Origin of the sequence: Streptomyces sp. NPDC001222, assembly GCF_042896945.1 — a bacterium.
GTDB lineage: Bacteria > Actinomycetota > Actinomycetes > Streptomycetales > Streptomycetaceae > Streptomyces > Streptomyces gibsoniae.
Genome location: NZ_JBIAXT010000003.1, coordinates 249,776 through 262,397, shown reverse-complemented (window position 1 = coordinate 262,397; position 12,622 = coordinate 249,776). Strand labels below are relative to the sequence as shown.

Sequence of the window (12,622 nt, the reverse complement as noted above, 5' to 3'; positions counted from 1 at the left end):
AGGGAATTCCCTCACCATTCCACGAGATGTGACAAAGTGAAACGTAGGACATTGTGGGCAGGGCTCGCCGGAACAGTGGCGATCGCCGGCGGGATCGCCGTCTGGGCGGTGCAGTCCCACCCGGACCGGCCCGCGGACTCCAAGACCGCGCCGACAGCCCAGAAGGGCCCGAACGCCGACACGCTGCTGGCCGCCGCCAAGTTGCAGGCGCAGTACGACACGGCCGGGGCGGCCGGCACCTACCGGCGCGTGCTGGACCTGGACCCTCACAACAAGATCGCCTGGTACAACCTCGGAGTCCTCGCACAACAGGAGGGCAAGACCGCCGACGCCCGTGCGGACTACGACAAGGCGCTGAAGCTCGACCCGAAGTACGGCTCCGCCCTCTACAACGAGGCGGTGCTGCTGAAGTCGAGCGACCCCGACCGGGCCGTCACGCTCCTCAGACGCGCCATCGCCGCCACCCCCAAGGCCTCGACGGCCCATCTGCAACTCGGTCAGATCCTGGCGAAGAGGGGCCGTGACCACGAGGCGACGGCCGAGTTCCGCCGTGCCGTGGCCGCGGACCCCTCGCTGTACTCCGCGGTGCCCGAGCAGTTCCGGGACTACGTAAGCCCCCCACCGACATCGAGCCAAGCAGGTGACTCCAGATGACGTCGACTGCAACACCCAGGTTCTCCGTCTTCACCCCCAGCCACCGGCCCCGTTTTCTCGATGAGTGCCTGGCGACCCTGCAGGCGCAGACCTGCCCGGACTGGGAGTGGATCGTCCTGCTCAACAACGGCGCCCGGTGGCGGCCCGAGCAGCCCGACGAGCGGGTGCGCGTGGAGATCGCGGACGATGTCCGCGGCGTCGGGGCGGCCAAACGCAGGGCCTGCGAGCTGGCCCGCGGCGAGATCCTCGTGGAACTCGACCACGACGATCTGCTGGTGAAGGCGTGCCTCGCGGAACTCGGCAAGGCGTTCGACGAGCATCCCGAGGCCGTGTTCGTCTACAGCAACACCGCTCAGATCACCGAGGACGGGAAGCGGGACGACACGCGCTTCAACGAGGCGCACGGCTGGCAGTACGAGGAGGTGCGCGTCGACGGCCGCACCCTGCTCCAGGCCAAGTCGATGGCTCCGACCCCGCACAACGTGGCCTACATCTGGTACGCCCCCAACCATGTGCGGGCGTTCCGCAAGGAAAGCTACGAGAAGGCCGGCGGCTACGACGCCACCCGCACGGTCCTCGACGACCAGGACCTGATGTGCCGGCTGTTCCACCTCGGCGACTTCCACCACATCCCCCGCTGTCTGTATCTGCAGCGGATGCACCCGTCGAACACCCAGCGCGACCCGGAGATCAACGCGCACATCCAGCGCGAGACGGTCGCCCTGTACGACAAGTACATCGAGGCCAACGCGCTCGCCTGGACCGAGCGGCGCGGGCTGGTCGCGCTGGACCTCGGCGCGGCCCACCGCAAGCCGCCCGGCTACCTGGGTGTGGACCAGCATCCGGGAGAGGGCGTCGACATCGTCGCGACCCTGCCCGACCCGCTGGACCTGCCCGACAACTCCGTGGGCCTGATGCGGGCGGTGGACTTCCTGGAGCACGTCCCCGCCAAGGTGCCGCTCATCAACGAGCTGTACCGGCTACTGGCCCCCGGCGGCATGCTCCTCACCATGACGCCCAGCTCCGACGGACGCGGCGCGTACCAGGACCCGACCCACGTCGCCTTCTACAACGAGAACTCGTTCTGGTACTACACGGACAACCAGTACCGCACGTTCGTGCCCGAGATCGAGGCGAAGTTCCAGTCGTCACGGCTGGTCACCTACTTCCCCACCGAGTGGCACTCCCGGAACGACATCTCCTACGTGGTCGCCAACCTGATCGCGATGAAGGAGGGCGCCGAGCGCTGCGGCGGTCCGCTGCTGGTCTAGCCCCCGAACGCGGTGGATGCCCCGCGGGACCCGAGGGTTCCGCGGGGCATCCGTGCGTCACGGGACCGGGACCGTCAGCGCCGCGTCGGCCAGCGCGGCGAAGGGCGGTGTGCCCAGTGCCGCGATCAGCTGGTCGTCCCAGCTCGGGAGGGGGGCGAGGCCCGCTCGGGCCCAGTTGTCGTGGCCGAGCACACCGAACGCCGGGCGGGCGGCCGGGCGCGGGAACTTGTCCGAGCCGACCGGCCGGATCCGGGCCGGGTCGAGGCCGCTGAGCCGGAAGGTCTCCCGCGCCAGCCCGTGCCACGTGGTGTGGCCGGCCGCCGTGCCGTGGTAGATGCCGGCCGGTGCCCGTCCGGCCAGGGCGGCACGGCCGAGGGCTGCCAGTTGCCGGGCCAGCGCCCGGGCCCAGGTCGGCTGGCCGTGCTGGTCGGCCACCACGTCCAGGGTCGGACGCCGGGCCGCGAGGTCGAGCATGGTCGTCACGAAGTTGCGGCCGTGCGCGCCGTAGAGCCAGGCCGTACGCACGATGTAGCCGGTCCCCGGCAGCAGTTCGGCGACCGCCCGCTCCCCCTCCCGTTTGCTTCGCCCGTACGCGTTGACGGGCGCCGTCGGGGCGTCCTCGGGGTACGGGCGGCGGGCGTCGCCCGGGAACACGTAGTCGGTGGAGATGTGCAGCAGCAGCGCCCCGGTGTCCGCGCAGGCGCGTGCTAGATGGCGCACGCCGGTGCCGTTCACCGCTGTCGCCGCCGCCTCGGAGTGTTCGGCGCCGTCGACGTCCGTCCACGCGGCGCAGTTGACGACCATCCGGTGGCCGTCGACGGCCGTGCGCACAGCGGCCGGGTCGGTGATGTCGAGCCGGTCGCGGCCCAGTGCCGTCACCTCCGCGTCCGGATCGGCGGCCAGTTCGGCCCGTACCTCCTGGCCGAGCAGCCCGAGCGCGCCGGTCACCAGCCAGTGCGTGGTCACCGCAGCGCCGCCCTCTCCCGCAGCGGCTCCCACCAGGAGCGATGTGCGCGGTACCAGGCCACCGTGGCGGCCAGCCCTGCCGCGAAGTCGATCTGCGGGGCGTAGCCCAGTTCCTCACGGATCTTGCCGTCGTCCAGCGAGTACCGCAGATCGTGGCCCTTGCGGTCGGCCACGTACTCGACCCGGTCCCAGCCCGCGCCGACCGCGTCCAGCAGCAGGCCGGTCAGTTTGTGGTTGCTCAACTCGGTCCCGCCGCCGATGTGGTAGACCTCTCCGGCCCTGCCGCCGTCCAGGACCAGGTCGATGCCCCGGCAGTGGTCGGAGACATGCAGCCAGTCGCGGACGTTGCGCCCGTCTCCGTACAGGGGGACCGTCCCGCCGTCGAACAGCCGGGTGATGAAGAGCGGGATGACCTTCTCGGGGAACTGGTGCGGCCCGTAGTTGTTGGTGCACCGGGTGATCACGACGTCCAGGCCGTGGGTGCGGTGGTAGGCGAGCGCCAGCAGATCGGCGCCGGCCTTCGAGGCGGCGTACGGGGAGTTGGGCGCGAGCGGGCACTCCTCGGTCCAGGAGCCCTCGCTGATCGAGCCGTACACCTCGTCTGTGGAGACCTGCACAAAACGGCCGATCCCGTGCCGATGGGCCGCGTCCAGCAGCACCTGCGTGCCCATCACATTGGTGCGGACGAACGGACCGGCGCCGTCGATCGACCGGTCCACATGCGACTCGGCGGCGAAGTGCACCACCGCGTCCTGGCCCGCCATCACCTGGTCGACCAGATCCGGATCACAGATGTCGCCCCGGACGAAGTGATAGCCAGGGTGTTCCGCCACCGATGCCAGATTGGCCTCGACCCCTGAATAGGTGAGTGTGTCGAGAACGGTGATCCGCGCCGCCGGGTCCGCGCTCAGCCGCCGACGGACGTATTCCGAACCGATGAATCCGGCGCCGCCGGTCACGAGGATGCGCATGGTTCTCCGAGTTTATTGGTCGACATTTGGTCGATGGAATGCGACAAGGCCTCGCGGAGCGGGGCCGGGGGTCTTCGGTGGAACGCGGACGGTGCCCCGAGGCCAGGCCTCGGGGCACCGTCGCTCATTTTCCGGTCAGACGTACGCAACCGCCGATCAGGGCGTGCCGCAGATCGCGAAGGCCGTGACCGGTCCGCCGGAGTTGACCTGCCACCCGGTGGCGGGGCCGGTACCGGTGAAGACCGGTACGGAGCTGTCGATGTTCTGGCCGGCCGCAGTGTTCTGGAACCCGCCGCCGAGGGCCACTTCGCCGGCGTTGCAGGTGGCGGTCGACTGGGTTCCCTGGGCCCCGATCGCGACGTGGGTGGTGCCGAGGCCGACGCCCTGCGCACCCTGAGCACCCGTCGCACCCTGCGCCCCGGCTGCACCTTGCGCACCCGTGGCACCCTGAGCACCGGTGGCGCCCTGAGCACCCGGGACGCCCTGGAAGCCCTGGGCGCCCGTCGCACCCTGGGCACCGGCCGCACCCTGAGCACCGGTAATGCCCTGCGCACCCGTCGCGCCCTGAACACCCGGAGCACCCTGGGTGCCCTGGGCACCCGTCGCACCCTGCGCACCGGCGGTGCCCTGTGCACCGGTGGCGCCCTGAACACCCGGGTCACCCTGGGCACCCTGGGCACCCGTCGCACCCTGCGCACCGGTGGTGCCCTGCGCACCCGTGGCACCCTGAGCACCCGTGGCGCCCTGAACACCCGGGACGCCCTGCGCACCCGTAGCACCCTGAACACCCGGGATGCCCTGCGGACCGGGGATACCCGTGGCGCCCTGAACACCCGGGACGCCCTGCGGACCCGTAGCACCCTGCGAACCGGTCGCGCCCTGCGAACCCGTAGCGCCCTGCGAGCCGGTCGCACCCTGAACACCCGGGACGCCCTGCGGACCGGTGGCGCCCTGCGTACCCATGGCACCCTGCGAACCGGTCGCACCCTGAACACCCGGGACGCCCTGCACGCCCGGGACGCCCTGCGGACCGGTGGCGCCCTGCGTACCCATGGCACCCTGCGAACCGGTCGCACCCTGAACACCCGGGACGCCCTGCGCACCCGGGATGCCCTGCGGACCGGGGATACCCGTCCCACCCTGCGGGCCCTGGGGGCCCTGGGGGCCGCTGCCCACTCCGCCGGGAGTGCCCTGAGGACCCTGCGGTCCCTGCGGGCCGGTCCCGCCGCGCGGACCCTGCGGGCCCGTCCCGCCGCGCGGTCCCTGCGGTCCGCGGTCCCCGTGGTCGTGGTCGCGGTCGCGGCTCCCGCTGATGCCCTTGACCTTGCCATGAGCACTCACGGCTCCGTGCGGGCCGGGCACCCCCACACTGGCTGCGCCGGACCGGTGGATCGCGTCGGCGACGGCCACCGCGCTCGGAGCGATGTTCAGCACGACGGCAAGCGCGCCGACCGAGACCATCGTGGCGGATTTCACGCGTGAACTTCGGGTAGTTCTACGGCTCACTGAGAACCTTCCTCACGAAACGTGGAGTGACCACACCCGTTGAGTGCGCGCACTGGGCGCACTCACGTTGCCCGTGGCCACGGACGCAGCACACCTTTTCACTCTCCGTCACATCCGACGGGGAGTCACTCCGTGTCACCGCTGAAGATCACCCGCGCGGCGGCCATGAACGAGTCTTTACCGTGGCAGGCCGGCAGAACGCTCCGAAAGCGGCTCAGGCGCTGCTCACCAGACTGCTGCGATACGCTCCGCATGCCTCGAAGGAGGGCAGCAGACCCTGCCGCTCCGCCTCCTCCAACGTGGGTGCCGCGGCGTCCTTGTCGGACAGGAGCGGTACCAGGTCGTCGGGCCAGGCGATGCCGAGGGCCGGGTCGAGCGGGTTGACCCCGTACTCCCGCTGCGGCGCATAGGGCTGCGAACACAGGTAGACCACGGTGGAGTTGTTCTCCAGCGCCATGAAGGCGTGGCCCAGCCCCTCCGAGAGATAGAGGCAGCGATGGGTGGAGTCGTCGAGCCGGACCGCCTCCCAGGTCCCGAAGGTCGGGGAGCCGGTGCGGATGTCGACGACCACGTCGAGTACGGCGCCGCTGACACAGGTGACGTACTTGGCCTGGCCCGGCGGGACCGCCGCGTAGTGGACACCGCGCAGCGTGCCGCGCCCGGAGCGGGAGCAGTTGGCCTGGGCGAGCCCGAACCCCTGGCCGGTGGAGTCCTGGAACGTTTCTCCCTTGAACCACTCGTGGAATCTGCCCCTGTCGTCCGTGAACACCCTGGGTGTGTCCACCCAGGCCCCTTCGATACCAAGTGGGAGCACGCGCTGTTTCCTTTCACCGCGCCGCCGTTGTCATGGGTGACCGCACCCGTGTGTGTCTTCGGGACGACCGCCGCGGGACTTTAGAGTCCGGGTCCCACCGTCAGCAGTCCCCCGGGCCGCGATCCGGGCATCCGCCGGGGCGGGACCACACCGCCGTGGTCGTCCAGCAGCCCCAGCAGATAGCCGCCGTATCCGCTCTTGAGCAGCGGCTGGGCCAGTTCCCGGAGCCGGTCGTCGTCGATCAGGCCGGCCCGCCAGACGGCCTCCTCGACACAGCCGACCTTCAGGCCCTGGCGCTCCTCGATCACCCGCACGAACTCCGAGGCCTGGACCATGGACGTGAAGGTGCCGGTGTCCAGCCATGCGGTGCCCCGGTCGAGCCGGGTGACATGGAGCGCACCGGCGTCGAGATAGACACGGTTGAGGTCGGTGATCTCCAACTCGCCCCGGGCACTGGGGCGCAACTCGCGGGCGATGTCCACGACATGGTGGTCGTAGAAGTACAGTCCGGGCACGGCGTACCGGGAGCGGGGCCGGGCCGGCTTCTCCTCGATGGACAGGGCCCGTCCCCGGTCGTCGAACTCGACGACGCCGTAGGCGGAGGGGTTGGCGACCGGGTAGGCGAACACCCTGCCGCCGGTCAGATCGTCATGGCGGGCCAGCCGGGTGCCGAGACCGCTTCCGTGGAAGATGTTGTCGCCCAGGATCAGGGCGACCGGCTCGCCGTCGAGGAAGTCGGCGCCCAGCACAAGGGCCTGCGCGATGCCCTCCGGGCGTTCCTGGACGAGATATTCCAGTCGCAGGCCGAGTTGACGTCCGTCGCCGAGCAACCGGCGGAACTGGCACTGGTCTTCGGGCGTGGTGATGACCAGGATCTCCCGGACCCCCGCCATCACGAGTGTGGAAAGCGGGTAATAGACCATGGGCTTGTCGAAGACCGGAAGAAGCTGCTTCGACACCGAGCGGGTCAACGGCCACAGTCGCGAGCCGGTACCCCCGGCCAACAGGATTCCGCGCATGGCATCACCATAGGTGAATTGCCCATGACTGCCCGTTTTTTACGGTAACCACGGTGTGTACGGGGACATGGCACTCCGGGCCGGGGCCCGCATCCGTACGCCGTTGTACGGAGCGGGCCCCGGCCCGGTGCGGTGCTGGCACCGCGGCCGGCCTTCGTGACGACTTCGCAGGTCAGGGCTAGTCGGACCGGCCGCGGAGTTCTTGGTGGGCTCAGCCCAGGCGCTGCACCAGCGCGCGGTACTGGTCCCACAGCTCCTTCGGCGTGTGGTCGCCGAAGGTGTTGAGGTGCTCGGGCACCAGCGCCGCTTCCTCACGCCACACGTCCTTGTCGACGGTGAGCAGGAAGTCGAGGTCGGACTCCGACAGCTCCAGGCCGTGCGTGTCCAGCGCCTCCTTCGTCGGCAGGATGCCGATCGGGGTCTCGACGCCCTCGGCCGTGCCCGCCAGGCGCTCGACGATCCACTTCAGGACGCGGCTGTTCTCACCGAAGCCCGGCCAGACGAACTTGCCCTCGTCGTTCTTGCGGAACCAGTTGACGTAGTAGATCTTCGGCAGCTTGGCCTGGTCCTTGCCCTTGGCCACATCGACCCAGTGGCCCATGTAGTCGCCCATGTTGTAGCCGCAGAAGGGCAGCATGGCGAACGGGTCGCGGCGCAGCTCGCCGACCTTGCCCTCGGCCGCGGCGGTCTTCTCGGAGGCGACGTTCGCGCCGAGGAACACTCCGTGGTTCCAGTCGAAGGACTCCGTCACCAGCGGCACCGCGCTGGCGCGGCGGCCGCCGAAGAGGATCGCCGAGATCGGCACGCCCTTCGGGTCCTCCCACTCGGGCGCGATGATCGGGCACTGCGAGGCGGGGACGGTGAAGCGGGCGTTGGGGTGGGCGGCCGGGGTCCCGGACTCCGGCGTCCAGTCGTTGCCCTTCCAGTCGGTGAGGTGGGCCGGAGCCTCCTCCGTCATGCCCTCCCACCAGATGTCGTTGTCGTCGGTCAGGGCGACGTTGGTGAAGACGGAGTTGCCCCACAGTGTCTTCATCGCGTTGGCATTGGTGTGCTCCCCGGTACCGGGCGCGACACCGAAGAAACCGGCCTCGGGGTTGATCGCGTACAGCCGACCGTCCTCACCGAACCGCATCCACGCGATGTCGTCGCCGATCGTCTCGACCGTCCAGCCGGAGATCGTCGGCTCCAGCATGGCGAGGTTCGTCTTGCCGCACGCGCTCGGGAAGGCCGCCGCGACGTACTTCGACTCGCCCTGCGGGGGCGTCAGTTTGAGGATCAGCATGTGCTCGGCGAGCCAGCCCTCGTCGCGCGCCATCACGGAGGCGATGCGCAGCGCGTAGCACTTCTTGCCCAGCAGCGCGTTGCCGCCGTAGCCGGAGCCGTAGGACCAGATCTCGCGGGTCTCGGGGAAGTGCGAGATGTACTTGGTCTGGTTGCAGGGCCAGGGGACGTCCTTCTGGCCGGGCTCCAGCGGGGCACCCAGGGTGTGGACGGCCTTGACGAAGAAGCCCTCGGTGCCGAGTTCGTCGAGGACCGCCTGTCCCATGCGCGTCATCGTGCGCATGGAGACGGCCACATACGCGGAGTCCGTGATCTCGACGCCGATCGCGGAGAGCGGCGAGCCCAGCGGGCCCATGCAGAACGGCACGACGTACATCGTGCGGCCACGCATGGAACCGCGGAACAGGCCCTTCTCGCCCTGGAAGATCTCCCGCATCTCGGCGGGCGCCTTCCAGTGGTTGGTCGGGCCGGCGTCCTGCTCGCGCTCGGAGCATATGAAGGTCCGGTCCTCGACCCGGGCGACATCGGTCGGGTCTGAGGCCGCGTAGTAGGAGTTCGGGCGTTTGATCGGGTCGAGCTTCTTGAACGTGCCCTTGTCGACCAGTTCCTCGCACAGGCGCTCGTATTCGGCCTCGGATCCGTCACACCAGACCACGTTGTCCGGCTGCGTCAGTTCGACGATCTCGTTGACCCACGAGATCAGGTCCTTGTGCTCGGTGGGGACGGTTGAGGGAGCCGCGAAGTCGCGCGCCACGATCGCTCCTAGATGAGGGGTTTTCTGTTGGTTGCCCCGTGGGGGCTGCGACCCGGATGCTTCGTAGCCGCTCATCCGGTGCCGACCGCACTCATTTGATCATCCGACGAGATTGCGCATCTGTCCAGAGGGCGTCACAGCTGAGCGGAGTGAGGATCGCCACGTGTCCCCGCGTTTCTTCGCGTGCACGTAGGATTCGGCAAAAAGATTTTTTGCGTTGGCGCGGCTTCCGCGCAGGGCGGGCAGCCCGGGTGATAACGGTCGCACTTTGATCCGCAACTTACGGTTCCGTAGGTACGATGCCGCGCATGACTGCGTCCGTCCCCGACGCGCCCACGGACTCGCCGGCAGCCGGCCGCGGTCCCGTCGCGCTATCCCTGCCCCATCCGGTCAAGCCGAAGCTGCGCGGGTGGCTGCACCTCGGAATGTTCCCGGCCGTTCTCGTCGCGGGTCTGGTGCTCACGGCCCTCGCGGACTCGACCCGCGGCCGAATCGCCTGTGGCATCTACGTTCTGACGGCGTGTCTGCTCTTCGGCGTCAGCGCGCTCTACCACCGCGGCAACTGGAGCCCACGCATGGACGGCGTACTGCGCCGGCTCGACCATGCCAACATCTTCCTGATCATCGCGGGCACCTACACCCCCCTGACCATGCTGCTTCTGCCGGGCGCCAAGGGCCAGTGGCTACTGTGGGGCATCTGGGCCGCGGCGGCGGCCGGCATCGTCTTCCGCGTCTTCTGGGTCCGCGCCCCCCGCTGGCTCTACACCCCCTGCTACATCGCGATGGGCTGGGCCGCGGTGTTCTTCCTCCCCGACTTCATGCGCACGGGCGGGATCGCCGTCCTGGTGCTGGTGATCGTCGGCGGACTGCTCTACAGCGCGGGAGGTGTGATCTACGGGATCAAGCGGCCGAACCCGTCGCCCCGGTGGTTCGGCTTCCACGAGGTCTTCCACTCGTTCACCCTCGCGGCGTTCGTCGTGCACTACGTGGGGATCTCCCTGGTGGCGTACCAGCACGCGTAACCTCCCTCTCAGCCTGTTCCCCAAGGCCGCGGCTCCGGAGCCGCGGCCTTTCGTCATGTCCGGGCCCGGTCGCCCGCCCCCGGGCCTGAACCCTCCCCGCCTTTATTGACAGTCACCATCTATTAACAGTTGCAATCTTTTGAGGGTTACTGCCATTTCCTGGCTACTGCCACCCAAGACGAAGAGGCGCGGCGCGGCCCTCGCCGCTGGTGGGGCCTCGGGGCGCTGGTCGCGGGCCTCGCGGTGTTCGTGCCGGTTCGCCGGCCGGGGCGCTGGTCGACGACGTCACGCCGGTGATCCTCGCCCGCGGTCATGATGCTGCCGATGATGGGCGGGTGGCTGGTCGCGGCGCGCGGTGCGGCGCCGGTCGTGGCGAGGTTCGGAGCACGCCCGGTGATCAGCTCGGGGCTCGTGGTTCTCGCCTTCGCCGCGCTCCTCGGCAGCCGTACGAGCGTCCACGACGGGTACGGCTTCACCGCGCGGTGGCTGTCGATCGCGGGCGTCGGCTTCGGTTTCGCGGTGGTCCGGCGATGGACGCGGCGCTCGGCGCGCTGCCCGGGGACCGGGCCGGCAGCGGCTCCGGGCTGCTGATGACGGTCCGCCAGGTGGGCGGCGCCATCGGTGTCGCCCTGCTCCGGCTCGCTGCCGGCGAGCCTGCTCCGGCAGGCTCGACACCTCCGCCCTGCCGCACGCGGCGGCACGGACCGCCGCCGACACGGTGGTCGGCGCGCATGTGGTCGCCGAGCAGCTCGGCGACCGGGCGCTCGCCGTGTCCACGAACGCCGCGTACGTCCACGGCATGGGCTCGGTACTGCTGGTCAGCGGCATCGCGGCGCTGCTCACGGCACTGCTCGCGGCGACCCTCCCGCCGACCCCGAAGGCCGCGGGGACCCTGCCCGAGGAGAACCCCGGCATGGTCTCCGCCCAGGAGAATGCCCGACAATGACGACCATGGCCGCCCGCACCGCAAACAGCTCGACCCCCGCCGCCGAACCCCGTCCGGGGCTGCGCGAGCGGAAGAAGATCAAGACCCGTACGGCGATCCGCAAGGCGACGTACCGGCTGGTCCAGGAGCAGGGGTACGACGCCACCACCATCGAGCAGATCGCGGAAGCGGCCGAGGTCTCCCCCTCCACGGTGTTCCGGTACTTCCCCACCAAGGAGGACATCGTCATCCCCGACGAGTTCGACCCGAGTTTGGAGGAGGAGCTGCGCGCGCGGCCCGCGGACGAGCCGCTGACACGGTCGCTGCGGCACGTGGTGGCCACCGCCGTCGAGCGGAGCATGTCGGGCGGGTACGAGACGCCCGAGGAGATGCGACTGCGTGGGCGCCTCATGGTCGAGGTGCCCGCGGTCCGCTCCCGGATGAACGAGAGCATGTCCGTGACCGGTCAGATGATGTGCCGGGTGGTGGCCGAACGCACCGGGCGCGACCCCGGCGACCTGGAAGTACGCGTGTACTGCATGGCCGTGGTCGGCGCGCTGATGGAGGCCTCCCGCTACTGGGCCGAGCACGAACAGCGGGGCGACATCGCCGAGTACACCGCACGCACCCTCGACGTGCTGGAGCACGGTCTCGAGCGCCGGAAATCCGAGGCCCCCTGACCGTTCCCCGTGCCATCCTGGCCAGGTGAACGGACCCGAGATCCATATCGCGTTCGCCCCCGAACTGGGGCTCTTCGTCCCGCACGCGCGGCGCGGACGCGCCACCACGGTCGTCACCGACGGCGCCTCCACGCTCGGCCATGTCGTCGAGTCGCTGGGTGTGCCGCTGACCGAGGTCGGGGCGCTTCTCGTGGACGGCCGCACCTCGCCCTTCTCCCACGTCCCGGCGGCCGGCGAGCGGGTCGAGGTGTGCCCCGTGGAGCGGCCCCAGCAGGTGCCCGGGGCCCCGCTCCGCTTCCTGCTGGACGTCCACCTCGGCACCCTGGCCCGCCGGCTGCGGCTGCTCGGCGTGGACGCGGCCTACGAGTCGACGGACATCGGAGACCCGGCCCTCGCCGCCCGCTCGGCGGCCGAGCAGCGCGTCATGCTCAGCCGCGACCGGGGGCTGCTGCGCCGCCGCGAGCTGTGGGCTGGCGCGTTCGTCTACAGCACCCGGCCGGACGACCAACTCCGCGACGTGCTCGCCCGGTTCACCCCCGCGCTGCGGCCGTGGACACGGTGCACCGCCTGCAACGGCCTGCTCCGCGACGCCACCAAGGAGGAGGTCGCCGACCAGCTCCACCACGGCACACGCCGCTCGTACGACGTCTTCGCGCGCTGCCGCGCCTGTGGCCGCGCGTACTGGAAGGGCGCGCACCACGACCAGCTGGAGGCCATCGTGGAGCGCGCCCTGACCGAGTTCCCGAGCCGGGCCTAGGC

The 12,622-nt window shown here is 70.1% G+C and carries 12 protein-coding genes and 1 pseudogene; 7 read left to right on the top strand and 6 right to left on the bottom strand.

All coding sequences use genetic code 11. From position 1 onward, the window contains the following. Nucleotides 1–36 precede the first annotated feature (36 nt). Nucleotides 37–654, top strand: coding sequence for a tetratricopeptide repeat protein (locus ACFY2Z_RS06895; protein WP_390743107.1), 618 nt, complete (start codon nt 37–39; stop codon nt 652–654). Beyond that, nucleotides 651–1,925 (top strand): glycosyltransferase, encoded by a 1,275-nt coding sequence (locus ACFY2Z_RS06890; protein ID WP_390743106.1) that lies wholly within the window; start codon nt 651–653, stop codon nt 1,923–1,925. Before ACFY2Z_RS06895 ends, ACFY2Z_RS06890 begins: the two co-directional genes overlap by 4 nt. Before the next feature lie 57 nt (nt 1,926–1,982). Here ACFY2Z_RS06890 and rfbD read toward each other — a convergent pair whose 3' ends face one another. The 3 genes from rfbD to ACFY2Z_RS06875 form a co-directional block, all read right to left on the bottom strand. Further along, on the bottom strand, nt 1,983–2,891 hold the full coding sequence (rfbD, locus tag ACFY2Z_RS06885) for a dTDP-4-dehydrorhamnose reductase (RefSeq protein WP_390743105.1): 909 nt from the start codon (nt 2,889–2,891) through the stop codon (nt 1,983–1,985). Continuing rightward, nucleotides 2,888–3,862, bottom strand: a complete 975-nt coding sequence (gene rfbB, locus ACFY2Z_RS06880; protein ID WP_390743104.1) for a dTDP-glucose 4,6-dehydratase — start codon at nt 3,860–3,862, stop codon at nt 2,888–2,890. Before rfbB ends, rfbD begins: the two co-directional genes overlap by 4 nt. A gap of 156 nt (nt 3,863–4,018) precedes the next feature. Further along, nucleotides 4,019–4,168, bottom strand: a complete 150-nt coding sequence (locus ACFY2Z_RS06875; RefSeq protein WP_390743103.1) for a hypothetical protein — start codon at nt 4,166–4,168, stop codon at nt 4,019–4,021. A gap of 54 nt (nt 4,169–4,222) precedes the next feature. On the opposite strand from ACFY2Z_RS06875, the gene ACFY2Z_RS06870 reads away from it, so the two are divergent. Then, nucleotides 4,223–5,344 (top strand): hypothetical protein, encoded by a 1,122-nt coding sequence (locus ACFY2Z_RS06870; protein ID WP_390743102.1) that lies wholly within the window; start codon nt 4,223–4,225, stop codon nt 5,342–5,344. 238 nt (nt 5,345–5,582) lie between these two features. Here ACFY2Z_RS06870 and rfbC read toward each other — a convergent pair whose 3' ends face one another. The 3 genes from rfbC to ACFY2Z_RS06855 form a co-directional block, all read right to left on the bottom strand. After that, the gene (gene rfbC / locus ACFY2Z_RS06865; protein WP_390743101.1) at nt 5,583–6,182 is read right to left on the bottom strand and encodes a dTDP-4-dehydrorhamnose 3,5-epimerase; all 600 of its coding nucleotides are present in this window, start codon (nt 6,180–6,182) and stop codon (nt 5,583–5,585) included. An 80-nt stretch (nt 6,183–6,262) separates the two neighbouring features. Then, the gene (gene rfbA / locus ACFY2Z_RS06860) at nt 6,263–7,201 is read right to left on the bottom strand and encodes a glucose-1-phosphate thymidylyltransferase RfbA (RefSeq protein WP_390743100.1); all 939 of its coding nucleotides are present in this window, start codon (nt 7,199–7,201) and stop codon (nt 6,263–6,265) included. A gap of 211 nt (nt 7,202–7,412) precedes the next feature. Continuing rightward, nucleotides 7,413–9,236, bottom strand: a complete 1,824-nt coding sequence (locus ACFY2Z_RS06855) for a phosphoenolpyruvate carboxykinase (GTP) (protein WP_390743099.1) — start codon at nt 9,234–9,236, stop codon at nt 7,413–7,415. Nucleotides 9,237–9,544: 308 nt separating this feature from the next. Between ACFY2Z_RS06855 and ACFY2Z_RS06850 the strand changes: the two genes are divergently transcribed. The 4 genes and pseudogenes from ACFY2Z_RS06850 to ACFY2Z_RS06835 all read left to right on the top strand — a co-directional run bounded on the left by ACFY2Z_RS06850 (nt 9,545) and on the right by ACFY2Z_RS06835 (nt 12,620). Beyond that, nucleotides 9,545–10,258, top strand: coding sequence for a hemolysin III family protein (locus ACFY2Z_RS06850; protein ID WP_390743098.1), 714 nt, complete (start codon nt 9,545–9,547; stop codon nt 10,256–10,258). Nucleotides 10,259–10,567: 309 nt separating this feature from the next. After that, nucleotides 10,568–11,204 (top strand): annotated as a pseudogene (locus tag ACFY2Z_RS06845) (MFS transporter); the annotation flags it as partial. Then, nucleotides 11,201–11,863 (top strand): TetR/AcrR family transcriptional regulator, encoded by a 663-nt coding sequence (locus tag ACFY2Z_RS06840; protein ID WP_390743097.1) that lies wholly within the window; start codon nt 11,201–11,203, stop codon nt 11,861–11,863. The pseudogene ACFY2Z_RS06845 and the gene ACFY2Z_RS06840, both read left to right, overlap by 4 nt. Nucleotides 11,864–11,888: 25 nt before the next feature. After that, nucleotides 11,889–12,620 (top strand): Mut7-C RNAse domain-containing protein, encoded by a 732-nt coding sequence (locus ACFY2Z_RS06835; protein ID WP_390743096.1) that lies wholly within the window; start codon nt 11,889–11,891, stop codon nt 12,618–12,620. Nucleotides 12,621–12,622 lie beyond the last annotated feature (2 nt).